The sequence below is a fragment of the Pseudomonas sp. NFR09 genome (genome assembly GCF_900111535.1).
GTDB lineage: Bacteria > Pseudomonadota > Gammaproteobacteria > Pseudomonadales > Pseudomonadaceae > Aquipseudomonas > Aquipseudomonas extremorientalis.
On sequence record NZ_FOIH01000008.1, the window covers coordinates 63,630 to 84,210 of the forward strand.

A 20,581-nucleotide genomic window follows, 5' to 3' on the forward strand; every position below is an offset into this window, starting at 1 on the left:
CCCATGAATCAGTCCGCGCAGGCCCTGGCCACTTATCCCGTTGACGAACCCGTTGCCACACCCGCCACCGCCGCTATCAAGCTGCAAGTCGAAGGCATCCACAAACGCTACGGCGAACACGAAGTGCTCAAGGGCGTATCGCTGAATGCGCGCAATGGCGATGTGATCAGCCTGATCGGCGCCAGCGGCTCCGGCAAAAGCACGATGCTGCGCTGCATCAACTTCCTCGAACAGCCGGACGCCGGGGTGATCACCCTGGACGGCATCAGCATCGAAATGCAGCAAGGCCGCGCCGGCACCCGCGCGCCGCACCAGGCCCAACTGCAGAACCTTCGTACACGCCTGGCCATGGTGTTCCAGCACTTCAACCTGTGGAGCCACATGACCGTGCTGGAAAACATCACCATGGCCCCGCGCAGGGTGCTGGGCGTGAGCGCCGCCGAGGCGGAAAAGCGCGCACGCCTGTACCTGGACAAGGTCGGCCTGCCGGGCCGCGTGGCGGATCAGTACCCGGCGTTCCTGTCCGGCGGCCAGCAGCAGCGCGTGGCGATTGCCCGGGCCTTGGCGATGGAGCCGGAGATCATCCTGTTCGATGAGCCGACTTCCGCGCTCGACCCAGAACTTGTAGGAGAAGTCCTCAAAGTCATACAGACGTTGGCCGAGGAAGGTCGTACCATGCTGATGGTCACCCACGAAATGGGCTTTGCCCGCCAGGTGTCCAGCCAAGTGCTGTTCTTGCACCAGGGCAAGGTTGAGGAACAAGGCGACGCGAGGATCCTCGACCACCCCAGCAGTGAGCGCCTGCAGCAATTTCTTTCCAACCGTTTGAAGTGAAACCCATGGATACCAAGGCCAACGGACCCCATTCCTCCCCTGCGCTGGACCGCATCGATGAAGCCATTATCGAAGTGCTGCGCCATCAGGGGCGCATCACCTACGAAAAGCTCTCGTCGCTGGTACACCTCACGCCCCGTCCCTGCCTGGAACGGGTGCGCAAGCTGGAGCGGCGCGGGGTGATCCGTGGGTATGGGGCGATCATCGATGTGCAGATGGTCTCGCCAGGCTTGTCATTGCTGGTGCTGGTGGCCTTGTCCAACCAAAGCGGGCGCTCGGCGCAAAAGGCCTTCGAAGCCTGTGTGAAGGCCTGCCCGCAGGTGTTCGAATGCCAACTGATCAGCGGGCCGTTCGACTACAGCCTGCGCATGCGTTGCCGGGACATGGAGCATTACCGGGTGTTGACAGAGACCTGGCTGAACAATGATGAGTTGCACATCGATAAGTTGGTGGCGCATCCGGAATTGGCAGTGGTCAAGAACACCGCCACCGAGTTGGCCTGAACTTATCTCTCCAAAACACTGCCGATCGAATGTGGGAGGGGGCTTGCCCCCGATAGCAGTGTGTCAGTCTATGCATCTGTGACTGACACTCCCTCATCGGGGGCAAGCCCCCTCCCACATATTCAACCCTGCCCGCTTAAGATTCTCTTGCCAGGCTTGGTGCCAATCAGCCTGGCCTGCCCATCCTTCTGCTTTCCCGTCCTTGCCTCGCTGATCAACCCCGGTATCAACTTGCCCTCCGGCAGGTTCTTCCAGAACCGGCTGGGCAAATGCCCTTCCATCACCTTGGGGTTCAACCGTGCGGGGTTGAAGATATGGCTGTAATAGGTCAGCCACATCGCGCTATGGGGGTCCTCGACATTCTGCGCCAACTGCCGCCACGCCTCGGGGCACTCACGCTGGTGGATCAACTGCTCGCCATCGTAGTAAACCCCATCCAACGGCGTGGCGATCATCCAGCGATGACGGCCCATGCGCCCGATAAAATGTTGGCTGGCGGATTTCAGGATGTCATGGGCCGGTTCATGCCAGGCCACATATTCCGGCAGTTCCGGCCCCGCTCCCGCCGGCAGCGCGATAAACCGCACAAATGCATGCAGGTGGTGCGCCTCGCGGCTGACCTGCTTGATCCGCCGCTGCAACTCGCTGCCCAGCTTGTCCCCGGCCAGCATCGCGGTGCGGTCGCCATGGCTGACGCGCCACAGCACCTCATACAGCAGGCTCCAGCGTTGGTCGCCGTGGTAGCAGGCAGCCGATTCCAGCAGTTCCAGCAGGGCCTTGGGCACTCGCGTCTGAAAAGGCCCGGGCGCCTCGGGAATCGACTGGTCAGTGGCAAACAGGTCCGCCACCTCCGCCTCGCCCCAGCTCACCTGACTGGGGTCGACCTGATGGCTGAGCAGCCAGCGTGCCTGGTCGCGCCAGGTGGCGAACAGGTTGTCGCATTCCAGGCTGATCACCCCCACAACCCCATCTGCTCGGGTTGCGGGCGGTCGCGCAGTTGTTCGCGCAGCAGCACGCTGGTGCTATCGGCCTGTTGCGGATGGTAGTCGCTGGTGATGAAAAACGGCTTGGCCTTGGCCAGCACGCAGCGCATGCGCGCCAGGTCTTCGAAGCGGATCTTGCGTTCGCGGCGCAGGTCCACCAGGCGCTGGGTGGTGCGCAGGCCAATGCCTGGAATGCGTGCGATCAAGGTCGGTTCGGCGCGATTGAGGTCCAGGGGGAACACATCGCGGTTGTCCAGGGCCCAGGCCAGCTTGGGGTCGATGTCCAGGGCCAGGTGGCCGGGGCCTTTGAACAGCTCATTGGCGTTGAACCCATAGCTGCGCAACAGGAAATCGGCCTGGTACAAGCGGTGCTCGCGCATCAGCGGCGGCGCGGCCAGGGGCACGCTTTTCGGGCTGTTGGGGATGGGGCTGAACGCCGAGTAATACACGCGACGCAGCTTGAAGTTGCCGTACAACGCCTCGGCACCGTGGAGGATGGTGCTGTCATCGGTGTCGTCGGCGCCGACGATCAGTTGCGTGCTCTGCCCGGCCGGGGCAAAACGCGGTGCACGCGGTTCGTTGCGGACCGTCTGCTCGCCAGTGTAGATGGTCTGCATGGCCTGCTTGATCGAGACGATCTTTTTTTCCGGCGCCAGGGTCTGCAGGCTGGCCTCGGTGGGCAGCTCGATGTTCACGCTCAGCCGGTCGGCATAGCGCCCGGCCTCGGCGATCAGCGCCGGGTCCGCGTCGGGAATGGTCTTGAGGTGGATATAGCCGCGAAAGTCGTGCTCTTCGCGCAGCAGCTTGGCCACGCGCACCAACTGCTCCATGGTGTAGTCGGACGAACGGATGATGCCGGAGCTGAGAAACAGCCCGCTGACGCAATTGCGCCGATAGAAATCCAGGGTCAGGGTCACCACCTCCTCCGGGCTGAACCGTGCGCGGGGCACGTCGCTGGAGCGGCGGTTGACGCAGTACTGGCAGTCGTAGAGACAGAAGTTGGTGAGCAGCACCTTGAGCAACGACACGCAACGCCCGTCCGGCGTATAGCTGTGGCAGATGCCCATGCCATCGGTGGAACCCAGCCCCGTCTTGCCCTCGGAACTGCGCTTGGGCGCGCCACTGCTGGCGCAGGACGCGTCGTACTTGGCGGCGTCGGCGAGAATGCTGAGTTTTTCGATCAACTGCATGGAGGGCTACCGATACTGGTTTTTTGTACAGTATCAGGCGGCCCTCCCGGTCACAAGCGCAGTTGGTCAGCTGGCGGTGGCAAGCAACCGGTCCTGCACCGAGCGCCCCTTGCCGCGCCCACGGTCCAGGGCATACAACGACGCCGCAATTTCATCGGCGCGGATCGGCAGCACCGACAGCAAGGTGTCGCTCAAACCGTGGCTGGCCTGGCTGAACCCCTGGATGTAGACGCCGGCGTTGCAACGCTCGTCGGTGACGATGCGGTAGTCGCGCGCCACGTCGAAGTCGCCCAGGTAGTCTTCCAGCGGCGCGAGCAAGGCGCGGTGCGTCTGGCGCTCGTAGCCGGTGGCCAGGATCACCGCGTCGTAATGGTTGAGGCTGGTTTCGCCGTTGGCGTTGTTGCGCAGCGCCAACTCGATGCCCAGCGGGCCCGGCGTGGCCTTCTCGACCACGGTCATGGTGCGGAACGCCTGGCGGGCGATGCCGGAAACTTTCTGGCGGTAGAAAATGCCGTAGATGCGCTCGATCAGGTCCAGGTCCACCACCGAATAGTTGGTGTTCTGGTACTCGGCCACCAGGCGCTCGCGCTCGGCGCCCTCCTGCTGGAACACCAGGTCGGTAAAGGCCGGCGAGAACACTTCGTTGACGAACGGGCTGTCATCGGCCGGCTTGAGCGCCGAGCCGCGCAGGATCATGTCGACCTGCACCGACGGGAAGCTGTCGTTCAGGTCGATAAAGGCTTCGGCCGCACTCTGGCCGCCGCCGATGATGGCGATGCGCATGGCCTTGCCGTCGACACACGGCTGGCTGGCCATGCGCTCCAGGTATTGGGAATGGTGGAACACCCGGCTGTCGCCTTTGAGCGCGTTGAACGCCTCGGGAATACGTGGCGTGCCACCGGCGCTGACCACCACCGAACGAGTGGTGCGCACATGCTGCTCGCCCAGTGCATCGCGGGAGATCACGCGCAGGGCTTCGACCTGCTGCTGGTGCAGGATCGGCTCGATGGCCAGCACCTCCTCGCCGTAGCGCGCCTGGGCCTGGAACTGGCCGGCGACCCAGCGCAGGTAGTCGTTGTACTCCATGCGGCACGGGTAGAAGGTGCCCAGGTTGATGAACTCCACCAGGCGGTCGTGGGCTTTCAGGTAATTGACGAAGGAGTACGGGCTGGTGGGGTTGCGCAAAGTCACCAGATCCTTGAGGAACGAGATCTGCAGCTCGCTCTGGGTGACCAGGGTATTGCCGTGCCAGCGGTAGTCAGCCTGTTTGTCCAGGAACAGTACGTCCAGTTTGCCCTGGGCCTTTTCGCGCTCCTGCAGGGCGATGGCCAGCGCCAGGTTCGAAGGGCCGAAACCGATACCGATCAGGTCGTGAACCGCGGGCGAAGCAATTGCCTGTGTCATTCCAGTGTCCTCTGGATAAGCCCCTTGGCGGTGGGGCGGGAATACCTTTCAAGGCCTGCACATCAGGCCGTGTGTTGATAGGAAACGAGGACAGTGAAATAAAATTTAACCAATCATTGATCAGTGCGCTTCCCACTCGCGCATGCGCACCCGGCAGTGCTTCATGGCGTTGACGATGTGTTTTTCCACAAGGGCGCGGGAAATGCACAGGCGTTCGGCGATCTGCAGGTGGGTCAGGCCGTCGAGTTTGCGCAGCAGGAAGCTGTCGCGACAGGCCGGCGGCAGCTCGGCCAGGGCGCGTTCGAGCAGTTCCAGGCGCTGGCCGTGGTCGTGGGTGGTGTGCGGCGAAATGCTGGCAAAGCGTTCTTCGGCATCGAGTACGTCCAGCGGTTCGACCTGGCGCAAGGCGTTGCGCCGGTGGCCGTCAATCACCAGGTTAAGCGCGGTGCGGTACAAAAAGGCACGGGGTTGTTCGATGGGGGTGTCGCTGGAACGTTCCAGCACCCGGACATACGCGTCATGCACCACATCCTCGGCCACCTGACGGTTGCCCAGCTTGGCGTTGAGGAAACACACCAGCTCGCGATAGTAGTTTTCCAACATGACTCCCGGCCGCGGGGTGGCGGCATTAGGTCCCCGGGTGCAAAAAAGACAGCGTTCAGGTGATGGCAGTTTGAGTGTGTGCAATTTATAGTAATTCTCATCTACTTTTAAAGCAGACTCGCATCAACGGACGATTTTTTTCTTCAAGGGAGCTGTAACTGCTTATGTAACCGCCTAAATCCCCGCGCAATTCTCTCGTTTACTTGTCAGCTCCCCGCAACTGCGGTCCGAACTTTCCTGGCTGGAAACCCACGCATGAAACGCCCTCGACCCGCCCGACGCGCCTTGCTCGTTATCGCGTGCCTGATCCCCATTATCGCCGTCGCGGCCTGGCAGGTGCTGCCGCCGGGGCGTGACACCCTCACCACCGTCAGCGTCACCCGCGGCAATATCGAAAACAGCGTGACCGCCCTGGGCACCCTGCAACCGCGTCGTTATGTGGACGTGGGCGCCCAGGCATCGGGGCAGATCCGCAAGATCCACGTCGAGGCCGGCGACCAGGTGCAGGAAGGCCAATTGCTGGTGGAGATCGACCCGTCCACGCAGAAGGCCAAGCTCGACGCCAGCCGCTACGCCATCGAAAACCTCAAGGCCCAGTTGCAGGAGCAAAAGGCCCAGCACGAACTGGCGCGCCAGAAATACCAGCGCCAGCAGCGCCTGGTCGCCGGCAACGCCACCCGCGAGGAAGACGTACAAACCGCCAAGGCGGAACTGAGCGCCACCCAGGCCCGGGTCGATATGTTCCAGGCGCAGATCCTGCAAGCCCAGGCCAGCCTGCGCAGTGATGAAGCCGAGTTGGGCTACACGCGGATTTATGCGCCGATGACCGGCACCGTGGTCGCGGTGGACGCACGGGTCGGCCAGACCCTCAACGCGCAGCAGCAGACACCGTTGATCCTGCGGATCGCCAAGCTGTCGCCGATGACCGTCTGGGCGCAAGTCTCGGAAGCTGATATCGGCCACGTCAAACCGGGCATGACCGCCTATTTCACCACCCTGAGCGGCGGCAACCGGCGCTGGACCAGCACCGTGCGGCAGATCCTGCCGATCCCGCCCAAGCCGTTGAACGAAACCCAGGGCAGCGGCAGCCCTAACAGTTCGAATAAAAGCGGCAGCGGCCGCGTGGTGCTGTACACCGTGTTGCTGGATGTGGACAACAGCGACAACGCGTTGATGGCGGAAATGACCGCCCAGGTATTTTTCGTCGCCAGCCAGGCCCAGAATACGCTGACGGCGCCGATCGCTGCGCTACAGGGCACGGCCAACGCCAACCAGCAGATCGCCCGGGTGGTGGGCAAGAATGGCCGTATCGAGCAGCGCCAGGTGCAGGTCGGCATCAGCGACCGCTTGCGCGTGCAGGTACTCGACGGCCTGAACGAAGGTGATCAACTGCTGGTCGGCCCGGCCGATGGCAACGGGGGTTGAGGTGAACACGGCCCTGATCGAACTCAAGGACATCCGCAAGTCCTACGGCGGCGGCGACAGCCCGCAGGTCGACGTGTTGCGCGGCATCGACCTGGCGATCCATGCCGGGGAATTCGTCGCCATCGTCGGTGCCTCCGGCTCCGGCAAGTCCACGTTGATGAACATCCTCGGTTGCCTTGACCGCCCCAGCACCGGCGACTACCTGTTCGCCGGGGAAAACGTCGCGCACCTGGACAGCGACGAACTGGCCTGGCTGCGCCGCGAAGCCTTTGGTTTTGTGTTCCAGGGCTACCACCTGATCCCCTCGGGCACGGCCCAGGAAAACGTCGAGATGCCGGCGATCTACGCCGGTATCAGCGCCGCCGAACGCCATGCCCGCGCCCACGCCCTGCTCACCCGCCTGGGCCTGGCCGAGCGCACCGGCAACCGTCCGCACCAGCTGTCCGGCGGCCAGCAGCAGCGAGTGTCCATCGCCCGTGCGTTGATGAACGGCGGCCATATCATCCTCGCCGACGAACCCACCGGCGCCCTCGACAGCCACAGCGGCGCCGAGGTCATGACCCTGCTGGACGAACTGGCCAGCCAGGGCCACGTAGTGATCCTGATTACCCACGACCGCGAAGTGGCTGCGCGGGCCAACCGCATCATCGAAATTCGCGATGGCTTGATCATCAGTGACTCGGCCAACGACAGCGACACCAAGCCCGTAGCCACCACCGGGGCCCTGCAAGCCGTGGACCTGCGCCAGCGCCTGGCCGACGGCGCCGAGCACAATGGCGCCTGGAAAGCCGAACTGGTGGACGCGGTGCAAGCTGCCTGGCGTGTGATGTGGATCAACCGCTTCCGCACCGCGCTGACCCTGCTGGGCATCATCATCGGCGTGGCGTCGGTGGTGGTGATGCTGGCGGTGGGCGAAGGCAGCAAGCGCCAGGTCATGGCGCAGATGGGGGCGTTCGGCTCCAACATCATCTACCTCAGCGGTTCATCGCCGAATCCGCGCACGCCGCTGGGGATCGTGACGCTCGATGACGTGCATGCGCTGGCGGCCCTGCCGCAGGTGCAGCGCATCATGCCGGTCAACGGCAACGAAGCCGGGGTGCGTTTCGGCAATGTCGACTACATGGCTTACGTGGGCGGCAACGACACCAACTTCCCGGAGATTTTCAATTGGCCGGTGGTCGAGGGCAATTATTTCACTGCCGCCGACGAGCGTGCCGCTGCCACCGTGGCGGTAATTGGTCATCGTGTGCGCGAGAAGCTGTTCAAGGGCGAGGTCGACCCCATCGGCCAGTACATCCTGATTGAAAACGTGCCATTCCAGGTGATCGGCGTGCTGGCGGAAAAAGGCGCCAGCTCCGGCAACAAGGACAGCGACGATCGCGTTGCCATCCCTTACACCGCCGCCAGCGTGCGCCTGTTCGGCAGCTACAACCCCGAGTATGTGGTGATCGCCGCGGCGGACGCGCGCAAGGTCCGCGAGGCCGAGGTGGCCATCGACCAGTTGATGCAAAAACTGCACAACGGCAAGCGCGACTATGAGCTGACCAACAACGCCGCGATGATCCAGGCCGAGGCGCGCACGCAGAACACACTGTCGCTGATGCTCGGTTCGATTGCCGCGATCTCCCTGTTGGTGGGCGGCATCGGCGTGATGAACATCATGTTGATGACTGTACGCGAGCGTACCCGTGAAATCGGTATCCGCATGGCCACCGGCGCACGCCAGCGCGACATCCTGCGTCAGTTCCTCACCGAAGCGGTGATGCTTTCGGTGGTCGGCGGCCTGTGCGGCATCGCCCTCGCGCTGTTGGTGGGCGGCGTGCTGGTGCTGGCCAAGGTGGCGGTGCAGTTTTCCCTGGTGGCGGTGTTCGGTGCATTCGGTTGCGCCCTTGTCACCGGCGTCGTATTCGGCTTTATGCCGGCCCGTAAAGCTGCCCGGCTCGATCCGGTCAAGGCGTTGACCAGTGAATAAACGATCCCTTTACCTGCCCGGCCTCTGCGTATTGCTCAGCGCCTGCACCGGCAACCCGCCTGCCATCGACAGCGGCATTGCACCGCCGGCTGCCTGGCAATATACCGAGCGCAGCGCCGCCCAGGCCACTCAGCAGCAATGGTGGACCCAGTTCGGCAGCCCGCAGCTCAATCACCTGGTCGACCAGGCCCGCCGGGACAGCTTCGACGTGGCCGCCGCCACGGCCCGCGTGCGCCAGGCCCAGGCCAGCGCAGTGATCGCCGGCGCGCCGCTGCTGCCGGAGGTGAAATTCAACCTCGCCACCAGCCGCCAGAAATTGCTGCGCGGCCCGGGTGGCCCGGACCTGGACGCAACACGCAGCGATGATACCGTCGATAACTACAGCGCCAACCTCACCGCCAGTTACGAGGTGGACTTCTGGGGTGGCCGCGCCGCCGCCCGCGACAGCGCCTTACAGAGTCTGCGCGCCAGCGCGTTCGACCAGGCCACGGTGGAACTGACCCTGCTCAGCAGCGTCGCCGACCGCTACGCGCAAACCCTGGCCGCCCGGCAGCGCGAGCAGATTGCCGAGCTGAACCTGGCCAATGCGCGCAATGTGCTCGCGCTGGTGCAGACCCGCTATGACGCCGGCTCCGCCACCGCGTTGGAACTGGCCCAGCAAAAAAGCCTGGTGGCCAGCCAGCAACGCCAATTGCCGCTGATCCAGCAACTGAGCGAAGAATCGCGGATCACCCTGGCCGCCCTGCTCGGCCAGCCGGTACAAGGCCTGGACCTGGGCTCCGAGAGCTTCCAGGCGCTGACCTGGCCAACCATCGGTGCGGGCATGCCCAGCCAACTGCTCAGCCGCCGCCCCGACCTCGCCAAGGCCGAAGCACAACTGGCGGCGGCACAGGCCGACGTCACCGTGGCCCGCGCCGCCATGCTGCCTGCCATCACCCTGGGCGCAACCCTGGGCTCGGATGCCTACAAGGCCCTGGATATCCTGCGCAGCCCCTACTACACGCTGACCGCCGGCCTGGTCGGCCCGATCTTCAACAACGGCCGTTTAAGCGCTGAACGCGACAAGGCCCGCGCCCGCCAGGATGAACTGCTGCAAACCTATCGCGGCGCGATCATCAACGGTTTTGCCGATGTGGAAAAAGCCCTCAGCAGCATCACCCGCCTCGACCAGCAACGCGAATGGCAGCGTGAAGAACTGCAACAGGCGCAGACGGCGTTCCAGATTGCCGAAAGCCGCTACCAGGCCGGCGCCGAAGACCTGCTCACCGTGCTGGAAACCCAGCGCACCCTGTACGCGGCCCAGGACCAGAACGTGCAACTGCGCTTGTCACGCCTACAGGCCAGTATCGCCCTGTACAAAGCACTGGGTGGTGGCTGGCAGACAGAGATCCGATAAACAAAACTCCAATTTCATACAACAGACGTTCTTTCAGCCTACATTCTTCGACCCAAGGTCCTTGGTAAAAAAGCCGCTATCACACGGTTGCCCGGGACCTCTCGATGACTGCTGCAAAACACCTGACGGGCGCCTGCCTCTGGCTGATGGCAAACCTTGCTACAGCCCAGCCGTTGATCCCCCCCACTGCCATCGACTGGTTGCTGGACTGTCCCCTGCCCTCCGTTGAACGCCTGGACCCTGCGGTACTGGAACGGACCCAATGCGGCACCGTGAGCGTACCGCGCAATCATGCCGCACCCCGCCAGGGCAGGTTGCGCTTGTACGTAACCCGCGTCGGTGCCCGCGACCCGTTGAACCGTGAAGGGGTGATCATTGCCCAGGCCGGCGACGCGGCCAAGAAGACTCAGGTCGGCACCTTCGTCATCCACCTGGCCAGCCTGTGGGGCTCCCACTCCCACCCAGCCTATCGCCGGCTGGTCGACCGTTATGACGTCATCGAGCTCAGCACCCGCGACCTCAGTACCGACAATGGCATCGAGCAGGCGGCCCAGGACCTGGAGTTCGTACGTACCCAACTCGGTGAAGCTCAATTGCGTTACCTGGGCAATGCCGACAGCGCACGCCTGGGCAACCACTACGCCACGCTGTTCCCCGAGCGGGTCACGCGCATGGTACTGGTCAACGCGCACGCGAGCGAAATGGCGGCGCCCTTCGTTGAACAACTGCGCCTGAAAGACTCGTCCACACAAGACGCCAGCAGTTGCATCAACCGCTGGGTGGGCGACTTCCTGATCTACGGCAAGCAACCTCCACGCTCCACGCGCTGCCTGGATTCCGCCGAAGGACAGTAACCCTCGTTTGCGACCTGTTGCCCTCAAAAACGACACCTGGCGTTGACGTTGGGGGTCGATCGTTATTAAGTGCTATTTATCCGCATTAATACGATAAATCGAACCCATGCTAAGCCGCCCGCTACGACGCAAACGCCAGAAGCTGTCCGATGTGATTGTCGAGTCGGTCAAGCGCTCCATCGTCACCGACGCCTTGAAGCCCGGCGACCGCCTGCCCACCGAACGTGAGTTGATGGAAAGCTTCCAGTGCTCCAAGGGCTCTGCCCGCGAAGCACTCAAGGCCTTGGAAGTGGAAGGCCTGGTGAGCACCCGCACCGGCCCCAGCGGTGGCGCCTACCTGAACCAGGCCGGCACCGAACCGGCCAGCCGCGCATTGCGCAACTACCTGCACTTCCAGCACCTGGACGGCGAACAGGTGTACCAACTGCGCAAAGTCATCGAAGTGGAACTGGCGGTGTCGGTGCTCGGGCGCCTCAGCGAAGACGACTACCAGGCCCTGCAAGACAACGTGGACTTCTGCAGCGCCCCGGAAGACAGCGAGGCCGGCCAGCGCGAACAACGCCTGGCGGAGCTGGAGTTCCACAACCTGCTGGCCAAGGCCTGCCCCAACCCGCTGCTGAGTTTCATGGCGCAGTTTCTCAACGACCTGCTGCGCGACCTGGTGGTGCTGAAAAAAGCCTACAAGCCCAAGCGCAAGCAGTTCGACGCGGCCAACCTGGATTATCACAAGCAGTTGCTGATCGCCTTTCGTGCCGGGGATGAAAGCGCGGTACGCAGCTTGATGCATGAACACATGTGCGATGCCGAACACCACATGACCGCCCTTGAAGGCCAGGTCAGCCCGCATTTTCTACTGGAGTTCGATCACTCTTAAAGAACACCACAGACCTCATGTGGGAGGGGGCTTGCCCCCGATGACGCCAGCACATTCAACATTAATGTCGACTGACACACCGCTATCGGAGGCAAGCCACCTCCCACATGTGGGCTGCATTTCAACCACACATCGTTTCATCCAATAACAGGCCTGCCCACAGGCCCTTGCTCCACCGTATCGCCATTGCCACTCCTGCCAATAACTAAACCAGGGAGTCACCCCATGCAGCGTCGTACGTTGTTGAAAGCCAGTCTCACCGCCGCAGCCGCCCTCAGCCTCCCGCTGAGCGTGCGCTCGGCATTCGCCGCCGAGCCCTTTACCTTTTACGGCCTCAAGTCCATGTCTGGCGCGTTTGCCAGCTATGGCAAGTTTGCCGACATGGGTTCGCGCCTGGCGGTGGAGCAGTACCCGCAGGTGCTGGGTCGCCCGTTGAACTACAAGGTCATCGACACCGAAGGCAACGCCGGCAAGGCGGTGCGCAAGGTCCAGGAAGCCATCCAGCAGGACGGCGCGCGGTTCTTCCAGGGGTGCACCTTGTCCTCGTCGGCACTGGCGGTGGCCAAGGAAGTCGACAAGGTCGGCGGCGTGTTCATGACCCCGGTGGGCGCCGATGAAGTCACCGGCAAGGACTGCAACAAGGCGACGTTCCGCTGGTCCGTGCCCACCTACGGCGCAATCCGCGAAACCATGGTGCCGCTGATCAAACTGCTGCCCGACGCCAAGCGCTGGTACACCATCACCCCGCAATACGTGTTCGGCGAAGCCCTGCTCGAAGGCGCCAAAAACGTGCTCAAGGAACACGGCCTGGAACACGTCAGCAACAGCTACCACTCGCTGCAGGAACAGGAATTTTCCGGCTACCTGACCAACGCCATCTCGACCAGACCCGACGTGCTGGTGCTGCTCAACTTCGGCAGCCAGTCGTCCAACACCCTGCGCCAGGCGGTCAACTTCGGCATCAAGGAGCGCATGAAAGTGCTGCTGGTGTGGTCCGCCGGACTCGACCAATTCCAGGAACTGGGCAGCGATGTACTCGAGGGCGTGTACCTTGGCGCACAGTACTGGCACCAGGTCGACACCCCGCTCAACCGTGAACTGGTCAAGCTGACCCAGGCCAAGTACGGCATCAACCCCACCTACCCGCTGGCCGCCGACTACATCAGCACCAGGGTCATGCTCGAAACCATCATCGCCACCGGCAGCTTCGACGGGCCGACCGTGGCCAAGGCCATGCAGGGCCTGAGTTTCGAAGGGCCCACCGGCAAGGAATCGATCCGCGCCGGCGACCATCAGGTGATCAAGGACTACTACCTGCTGATCGGCAAGGCCAGCAGCGAGATGGCCGACAAGGACGACCTGGCCAAGGTGCTCAGCGCCGGCCAATCGTTCCCGCCGGTGGACGCCACGGGCTGCACGCTCGGCTGATCCCCTGAATTTTGTAGCGCAGGGCCGCGCAAGCGGCGTCCTGCCGAGGGTTCCTGCATGCTTAATCTTTACCTGTTCCAGATCCTCAACGGCCTTGGGCTGGGGATGATCTACTTCCTCATTGCGGTCGGGCTGACGATCATTTTCGGCCTGCTCAACTTCGTCAACTTCGCCCACGGCGCGTTCTTTCTGCTGGGTGCCTACATCTGCTACACCGCCGTGAGCCTCACCGGCAACTTCTGGCTGGCGTTGCTGATCGCGCCACTGGTGGTGGCTGCACTGGCCTGGGTGATCGAGCGCCTGTTGATCCAGCGGATCTACCACTTGCCGCACATGTTCCAGATCCTGGTGACCCTGGGGATTGCACTGATCATCCAGGAGGCCAGCGTGATGATCTGGGGCCCGGTGGGCAAGAGCGTCGCGGTACCGGAACTGCTGCGCGGCGTGCTGGTGGTGGGTGACTTCGTGTACCCCTACTACCGCCTGTTCCTCATTGTGTTTTCCGGGCTGGTCGGCCTGGGCCTGTGGTTGCTGCTGGAACGCACGCGCTTCGGTGCCCTGGTGCGCGCCGGCAGTGAAAGCACCGAAACCGTGTCGCTGCTGGGCACCAATATTTTCCGCCTGTTCTCCATGACCTTCGCCCTCGGCGTGGCCCTGGCCGGCGTCGCCGGTGTGCTGTTCGCACCGTTGCGCGGCGCGCAGCCCTTTGTCGGCCCGGAGATCCTCGGCGTGGCCTTCGTGGTGGTGGTGATCGGCGGCATGGGCTCGTTCAGCGGTGCGCTGGTTGGCGGTTTGCTGGTGGGCGTGGTGCAAAGCCTGATGACCACACTCTGGCCCCAGGGTGCGAGCCTGATGATCTACGGCGCGATGGCCGTGGTGATTCTGGTCCGTCCCTACGGCCTGTTCGGGAGAGCCTGACATGAGCGAGAAAAATCCCCTGCCGTTTGCCAAGACGCAATCGCGCGCAATGCTGCTGTGGGTGTTGGCGGTATTGATCGGCCTGCCGCTGATCTTGCCGTCGGCGACCCTGGCCACCGAGATCCTGATCTTTGCCATGGCCGCCCTGGCCTGCAACCTGTTGCTGGGCTACACCGGGCTGCTGTCGTTCGGCCAAGGCATCTTCTTCGGGGCCGGCGCGTACTGTGCGGCGCTGCTGATGATCCACCTGCAACTGGGCCTGTTCACCGCGTTGCTCGGCGCCGCCATTGCAGGTGGGTTCCTGGCCTTGCTGGTGGGTGCCCTGGCGATCCGGCGTACCGGTATCTATTTCGTGATGCTGACCCTGGCGTTCAGCCAGATGGCGTATTTTGTCGCCTACACCCTCAGCGACTGGACCGGCGGCGACAACGGCCTGCTCAGCGTGCCGCGCCCGGAAATCCGCCTCGGCGACACCGTGCTGCTGTCCCTGGCCGACGCCCGCGCGTTCTACGGTTTTGTCGCGGTGCTGTTCCTGCTGATCTTCATCGGTGCGCGCCGGGTGATCGCCTCGCCGTTCGGCAGCACGCTGATGGCGATCCGTGAAAACGAAACCCGCGCCTCGGCCATCGGCTACGACACGCGGCACTTCAAGATCCTGGTATTCGTGCTGTCCGGCGCCGTCACCGGGATTGCCGGGGCGCTGTACGCCATGCTGCTGCACTTTGTGCCGCTGTCGAACATCGACCTGGCGATGTCCGAGAACATCCTGATCATGACCATCGTCGGCGGCACCGGTTCGCTGTTTGGCTCGTTGCTGGGCGCCGGTTCCATCGTGCTGCTCGGGGATTTCCTCTCCGACCTGTGGCCGCGCTGGCTGATGCTGCTGGGGGTGATCCTGATCCTGGTGGTGATCTTCATGCGCGGTGGTTTGTGGGGCGGCCTGGCGTCGCTGTTCGAGAAGGTACGCGGCAGCCGCAAGAACGTGGTTATCGCCAAGGAGGAAGGGCTATGAGCATCCTGCTGGAAACCCAGGACCTGGAACTGGCCTACGGCGCGTTCCACGCAGTGAATGGCGTCAACCTCAAGGTCGAGGCCGGCACCATCCACACCATCATCGGCCCCAACGGTGCCGGCAAGACCAGCCTGTTCCACTGCCTCACCGGCGAGCGCCAGGCCACCGCTGGAGCAATTCATTTCGACGGTAAAAACCTGATGCGCAAGCCCGCCCACGGCCGTGTGGGCCTGGGCATGGCGCGTTCGTTCCAGCTGACCAGCCTGTTCCAGAACCTCAGCGTGCGCGAGAACCTGCGCCTGGCCGCCCAGGGCCGTGACGGCGCACGTGCCCTCAACTTCTGGCGTCGCGTGGACAGCCAGCGCGAACACCTGGAGATGGCCGACCAGGTGCTGGAACGCCTGCAACTCACCGCCCGCGCCGACACCCTGGCCGGCGAGTTGTCCCACGGCCAGCAACGGGTACTGGAGGTGGGCATGTCGATCTGCTCCAAGCCGAAACTGTTGATGCTGGATGAACCCACCTCGGGCATGGGCATCGACGATATCCCGATCATGACCCAGTTGATCAGCGACCTCGGCCGCGATCACACAGTACTGCTGATCGAACACAACATGAGCATTGTCATGTCCATCAGCCAACGCATCACGGTGATGAGCCACGGCCAGATCCTGGTGGAAGGCACGCCGGAATTCGTGCGCGCCGATGAACGTGTGCGCACCGCATACCTTGGGGAGGCTGCCTGATGCTGATCGTCGAGAATATCCATTCCTACTACGACAAGAGCCACGTGCTGGAAGGCGTGTCGCTGACCGTCAACCCCGGCGAACTGGTCACGCTGCTCGGCCGTAATGGCGCCGGCAAGACCACGACCCTGCGCAGCATCCTCGGCATCATCTGCCCGCGCCAGGGCCAGATCCACTTCAACGGCCAGGCGCTGGTCGGGCAGAAGATCTTCGAAATCGCCCGTCAGGGTTTGGCATTGGTCCCGGAGAACCGTGGGATTTTCCGCTTGCTCACCGTCGAGGAAAACCTGCGCATCGCCGCACGCAAGACCAGCCGCTGGCAACTCGAAGACGTGTACGCCATGTTCCCGCGCCTCAAGGAGCGCCGCAAAAACGCCGGCCATGCGCTGTCCGGCGGCGAGCAACAGATGCTCGCCATCGCCCGTGCGCTGCTCAACGACCCCAAGCTGCTGATCCTCGATGAACCCACCGAAGGCCTGGCCCCGGTGATCGTCGACGAACTGGTGAAGATCCTGCGCAAGGTCAAGGACGACGGCCTGCCGGTGCTGCTGGTGGAACAGAACCTGATGGTCTGCGACAAGCTCGCCGACCGCCATTACGTGCTTGAACAGGGCCGTGTCGTCTACGAAGGCAGCGCCGAAGCCTTCCGCGCCGACCCTACGATCAAAAACCGTTATTTGGCCCTGAGTGCCTGACCGGAGATTGCAGATGAACAGTTTTGCGCAACCGCTCCAGAGCAACGCCCTATTGATCAACCGCGACCGCCTGTGGCAATCGCTGATGGACCTGGCCCGACTCGGCGCCACCGCCAAGGGCGGCGTGTGCCGCCTGGCCCTCACCGACCTCGACCGCCAGGCCCGCGACCTGTTTGTGCAGTGGTGCGAGGCCGCCGGGTGCAGCGTCAGTGTCGACGCCATCGGCAATATCTTTGCCCGCCGCGCCGGGCGCAACCCCGCCCTGCCCCCGGTGATGACCGGCAGCCATATCGACACCCAACCCACTGGCGGCAAGTTCGACGGCTGCTACGGGGTGATGGCCGGGCTGGAAGTGATCCGCACCCTGAATGACCTGGACATCGAAACCCAAGCGCCGATTGAAGTGGTGGTGTGGACCAACGAAGAAGGCTCGCGTTTTCCGCCGTGCATGATGGGCTCCGGGGTGTTTGCCGGTAAGTTCGACTTGCAGGACACCCTCGACAAAGTCGATGACCGGGGCCTGTCGGTGGGCGCCGAATTGCAGCGCATCGGTTACGCCGGTTCCCGCGCCGTGCTCGGCCACCCGGTCGGTGCCTACTTCGAAGCACATATCGAACAAGGCCCGGTACTGGAAGACCAGGCCACTACCATTGGCGTGGTCATGGGGTGCCTGGGGCAGAAGTGGTTCGATCTGACCCTTACCGGCGTCGAGGCCCACGCCGGCCCGACGCCGATGCACCTGCGCAAGGACGCCCTGGTCGGCGCCGCCGAGGTGGTCAGCGCGGTCAACCGCATCGCCCATCAACAGCAGCCCCACGCCTGCGGCACGGTGGGTTGCCTGAGCCTGCACCCTGGCTCGCGCAACGTGATTCCCGGCCAGGTGCACATGACCATCGACCTGCGCCACCTGCACGCGGACAAGCTGCAAGCCATGGTCGACGAAGTGCGCGGCGTGATCGAAGCCACTGCCCAGCGACACGGCCTGACCTTTGAGCTGACGCCCACCGCCGACTTTCCACCGCTGGACTTCGCCCCGGCCTGCGTCAATGCGGTGCGTGACGGCGCCGAAGCCTTGGGCCTGAGCCATATGGACATCGTCAGCGGGGCCGGGCACGACGCGATTTTTGTCGCCGAACTCGGCCCGGCCGGCATGATCTTTGTGCCGTGCGAAGGCGGCATCAGTCATAACGAAATCGAAAACGCCGCGCCGGATGACCTGGCAGCCGGCTGCGCGGTATTGCTGCGCGCCATGGTCAATGCGGCACAGGGGGACGTGGCATGAGCGAGATCGGCCAACTGACAGCGGTGCAACTGCTGCAGCATTTTCGCGACCAGACCTTGTCGCCGGTGGAAGTCACCGAGGACGCTTTGTTGCGCATCGAGCGCTACAACCCGGTGGTGAACGCCTATTGCCACGTCGACCCGGAAGGTGCGCTGAACGCCGCACGCGCCTCGGAACAACGCTGGCTCAAGGGCCAACCCTGCGGCCCGTTGGACGGCGTGCCGGCGTCGATCAAGGACCTGACACTGACCATCGGCATGCCGACCCGCAAGGGCTCGCGCACGTCATCCGCCGAAGGGCCGTGGGACGTCGACGCGCCTTTCACGGCCTTCATGCGCAAGGCCGGCGCGGTGCTGCTGGGCAAGACCACCACCCCGGAATTCGGCTGGAAAGGCGTCACCGACAACCCGCTGTACGGCATCACCCGCAACCCCTGGGACACCCGCACCACGGCGGGCGGCTCGTCCGGCGGCGCGGGCGCAGCGGCGGCGTTGAACCTCGGCGTGTTGCACCAGGGCAGCGACGCCGGCGGCTCGATCCGCATTCCCTGCGCGTTTACCGGCACCTTCGGCATCAAGCCGACCTTCGGTTATGTGCCGCAGTGGCCGGCCAGCTCCATGACCATTCTGTCGCACCTGGGGCCGATGACCCGCACGGTGGAAGACAGTGTGCTGATGCTGCAAACCATCGCCCAGCCGGATACGCGCGATGGCTTGATCGGTGCTCCACGCACCACACCATGGCTGACGCCGGGTACGGATTTGAAAGGGTTGCGTGTGGCCTACAGTCCGAACTTCGGTTACGTGAAGGTCGACCCACAAGTGGCCAAGGTGGTCGCGGAGGCGGTGCGAGGCCTGGAACAACTGGGCGCCCATGTCGAGCAGATCGACCCCGGTTTCAGCGACCCGCTGGACGTCTTCAGCACCTTGTGGGCAGCCGGCGCGGCACGCCTGACCGGCGCCATGAGCGAGACACAAAAACAACTGCTGGACCCCGGACTGTCAAGGATTGCACAACGCGGCGAACAGTTGAGCCTGGACGACTTCAGCGCCGCCCTTGAAGCCCGCGCCGCATTGGTGGCGCGCATGGCCGCGTTCCATGAGCATTACGATGTGCTGGTGTCGCCGATGATGCCGATCACCGCATTCGAAGCCGGGCACGACGTACCGCCCGGCTCCGGCTTGCAGGCATGGACGCAGTGGACGCCCTTCACCTACCCCTTCAACCTGACCCAGCAACCGGCGGCATCGGTGCCGTGCGGGCTGGCGGCGAATGGCTTGCCGGTGGGCTTGCATGTGGTGGGGGCGCGGTTTGCCGATGAGCAGGTGTTGCGGGTGTGCCAGGCGTATGCAAAGGCATTCCCGACCAAGCACCTGCAAGCGCCAATCATCAGAACACCGTAGAACCCAATATGGGAGGGGCTTCACGCCGATGGTCCTGGCCTTATCTGGCTAAGGACGAACACTGCAACTGTGGGTACTTTTCGCCAGTTCTACCTGAAGACCTTGGAAGCAAGCCTTCTCCCACCGTTTCGAGCGCATTCCATTACACTGTCCCCCATTCATCCCCGGGGGTTTCATGGACATCGAACTGGCACGCACCTTCCTCGAAATCACCCGCTGCGGCAGCCTCGCCGCAGCGGCCGAGAAACTGCACGTCACCCAGACCGCCATCACCGCACGGGTCAAGAGCCTGGAAAGCCAATTGGGCAGCACGCTGTTCATCCGCAACCGCGCCGGCGCCAGGCTGACCGCCGACGGCGAGGCCTTCGTGGTGTACGCCAACCAGTTGCTGCAAACCTGGGAAGCGGCCAAACGCGACCTGCCATTGCCCGATGGCTATCGCAACGTGCTGCACATCGGCGGCGAGGTCAGCCTGTGCAACCCGTTGATGCTCGGCTGGGCCCAGGCCCTGCGCCAGAACATCCCGGGCCATGCCCTGCGCACCGAAATCCGCGAAGGCGAATACCTGTTGCGCCAACTGGAACTGGGTGTGCTGGACGCCGCGCTGGTGTTCCAGCCGCAGTACTGGCCTGGGTTGCAAGTGGAACAGGTGCTGGAGGAAAAACTGATCCTGGTGCAGCTGGCGAGCAACCCGGCGCCCTACGTGTACATCGATTGGGGACCCGGCTTTCGTCAACAACACGACGCCGCCCTGCCCGACAAGGCCCGCGCCGCGCTGAGTTTCAACCTGGGGCCGCTGGCGTTGCAGTACATCCTGGAAAATGGCGGCGCCGGTTATTTCCGTACCCGCGTGGTGCAGAGCTACCTGGACAGCGGCGTGATGCAACGCGTGCCCAAGGCGCCGGAGTTCAGCTTCCCCACGTACCTGGTGTATTCACGGGCGCGGGATTCGGCGGTGTTGCAACAGGCACTGGCGTTGCTGCGCGAGGTGGTCAAGGCCGAAAGCGACTGGTCGCAGCGCTGGGACCCGCTGATTTGAAGCAACAATATCCGCCGCGC

General features: G+C 63.6%; 19 protein-coding genes. 15 read left to right on the forward strand and 4 right to left on the reverse strand.

The genetic code is table 11. From position 1 onward, the window contains the following. The first annotated feature begins 3 nt into the window (after positions 1-3). Positions 4-834, forward strand: a complete 831-nt coding sequence (locus tag BMX59_RS18370; RefSeq protein WP_256572979.1) for an ABC transporter ATP-binding protein — start codon at positions 4-6, stop codon at positions 832-834. Positions 835-839: 5 nt separating this feature from the next. Continuing rightward, positions 840-1,337 (forward strand): Lrp/AsnC family transcriptional regulator, encoded by a 498-nt coding sequence (locus BMX59_RS18375; RefSeq protein WP_016974875.1) that lies wholly within the window; start codon positions 840-842, stop codon positions 1,335-1,337. Between the two features lie 122 nt (positions 1,338-1,459). Here the strand turns inward: BMX59_RS18375 and BMX59_RS18380 are convergent, their stop codons facing one another. From BMX59_RS18380 to BMX59_RS18395, 4 genes are all read right to left on the reverse strand, one after another. Further along, positions 1,460-2,293, reverse strand: coding sequence for a TIGR03915 family putative DNA repair protein (locus BMX59_RS18380; RefSeq protein ID WP_092244641.1), 834 nt, complete (start codon positions 2,291-2,293; stop codon positions 1,460-1,462). Further along, positions 2,290-3,510 carry a putative DNA modification/repair radical SAM protein gene (locus BMX59_RS18385; RefSeq protein WP_092244638.1) on the reverse strand — a complete coding sequence of 407 codons (1,221 nt, stop codon included), beginning with the start codon at positions 3,508-3,510 and terminating at the stop codon, positions 2,290-2,292. The genes BMX59_RS18380 and BMX59_RS18385 overlap by 4 nt, the downstream gene beginning before the upstream one ends. 66 nt (positions 3,511-3,576) lie before the next feature. Further along, positions 3,577-4,914 carry a lysine N(6)-hydroxylase/L-ornithine N(5)-oxygenase family protein gene (locus tag BMX59_RS18390; RefSeq protein ID WP_093124336.1) on the reverse strand — a complete coding sequence of 446 codons (1,338 nt, stop codon included), beginning with the start codon at positions 4,912-4,914 and terminating at the stop codon, positions 3,577-3,579. Between the two features lie 120 nt (positions 4,915-5,034). After that, on the reverse strand, positions 5,035-5,517 hold the full coding sequence (locus BMX59_RS18395) for a sigma-70 family RNA polymerase sigma factor (RefSeq protein ID WP_093124339.1): 483 nt from the start codon (positions 5,515-5,517) through the stop codon (positions 5,035-5,037). A 255-nt stretch (positions 5,518-5,772) separates the two neighbouring features. Here BMX59_RS18395 and BMX59_RS18400 point away from each other — a divergent pair, with 255 nt between their 5' ends. The 13 genes from BMX59_RS18400 (at position 5,773) to BMX59_RS18460 (ending at position 20,561) form a co-directional block, all read left to right on the forward strand. After that, the gene (locus BMX59_RS18400; protein ID WP_093124343.1) at positions 5,773-6,942 is read left to right on the forward strand and encodes an efflux RND transporter periplasmic adaptor subunit; all 1,170 of its coding nucleotides are present in this window, start codon (positions 5,773-5,775) and stop codon (positions 6,940-6,942) included. After that, positions 6,926-8,914 carry a MacB family efflux pump subunit gene (locus BMX59_RS18405; RefSeq protein WP_139212900.1) on the forward strand — a complete coding sequence of 663 codons (1,989 nt, stop codon included), beginning with the start codon at positions 6,926-6,928 and terminating at the stop codon, positions 8,912-8,914. Before BMX59_RS18400 ends, BMX59_RS18405 begins: the two co-directional genes overlap by 17 nt. Beyond that, entirely contained in the window at positions 8,907-10,310 is a 1,404-nt protein-coding gene (locus BMX59_RS18410) for an efflux transporter outer membrane subunit (RefSeq protein ID WP_093124348.1), read from the forward strand. Before BMX59_RS18405 ends, BMX59_RS18410 begins: the two co-directional genes overlap by 8 nt. A 104-nt stretch (positions 10,311-10,414) precedes the next feature. Then, a complete protein-coding gene (locus tag BMX59_RS18415; protein WP_093124352.1) occupies positions 10,415-11,164 on the forward strand; it encodes an alpha/beta fold hydrolase in 750 nt (249 codons plus the stop codon). Between the two features lie 106 nt (positions 11,165-11,270). Beyond that, positions 11,271-12,038, forward strand: a complete 768-nt coding sequence (locus BMX59_RS18420; RefSeq protein ID WP_015884774.1) for a FadR/GntR family transcriptional regulator — start codon at positions 11,271-11,273, stop codon at positions 12,036-12,038. A 225-nt stretch (positions 12,039-12,263) separates the two neighbouring features. After that, entirely contained in the window at positions 12,264-13,466 is a 1,203-nt protein-coding gene (locus BMX59_RS18425; RefSeq protein ID WP_093124356.1) for an ABC transporter substrate-binding protein, read from the forward strand. A gap of 57 nt (positions 13,467-13,523) precedes the next feature. Beyond that, positions 13,524-14,384, forward strand: coding sequence for a branched-chain amino acid ABC transporter permease (locus BMX59_RS18430; RefSeq protein ID WP_015884776.1), 861 nt, complete (start codon positions 13,524-13,526; stop codon positions 14,382-14,384). A 1-nt stretch (position 14,385) separates the two neighbouring features. Then, complete coding sequence (locus tag BMX59_RS18435; protein ID WP_093124359.1) at positions 14,386-15,396, forward strand: branched-chain amino acid ABC transporter permease; 1,011 nt, start codon at positions 14,386-14,388, stop codon at positions 15,394-15,396. Continuing rightward, positions 15,393-16,142, forward strand: coding sequence for an ABC transporter ATP-binding protein (locus BMX59_RS18440; protein ID WP_071492108.1), 750 nt, complete (start codon positions 15,393-15,395; stop codon positions 16,140-16,142). The genes BMX59_RS18435 and BMX59_RS18440 overlap by 4 nt, the downstream gene beginning before the upstream one ends. Further along, a complete protein-coding gene (locus tag BMX59_RS18445; protein WP_028617000.1) occupies positions 16,142-16,837 on the forward strand; it encodes an ABC transporter ATP-binding protein in 696 nt (231 codons plus the stop codon). Before BMX59_RS18440 ends, BMX59_RS18445 begins: the two co-directional genes overlap by 1 nt. A gap of 13 nt (positions 16,838-16,850) precedes the next feature. Next, positions 16,851-18,119 carry a Zn-dependent hydrolase gene (locus tag BMX59_RS18450; protein WP_092244616.1) on the forward strand — a complete coding sequence of 423 codons (1,269 nt, stop codon included), beginning with the start codon at positions 16,851-16,853 and terminating at the stop codon, positions 18,117-18,119. After that, positions 18,116-19,522, forward strand: a complete 1,407-nt coding sequence (locus BMX59_RS18455) for an amidase (RefSeq protein ID WP_092244613.1) — start codon at positions 18,116-18,118, stop codon at positions 19,520-19,522. The genes BMX59_RS18450 and BMX59_RS18455 overlap by 4 nt, the downstream gene beginning before the upstream one ends. Positions 19,523-19,697: 175 nt before the next feature. After that, complete coding sequence (locus BMX59_RS18460) at positions 19,698-20,561, forward strand: LysR family transcriptional regulator (RefSeq protein ID WP_092244610.1); 864 nt, start codon at positions 19,698-19,700, stop codon at positions 20,559-20,561. The last annotated feature ends 20 nt before the right edge of the window (positions 20,562-20,581 follow it).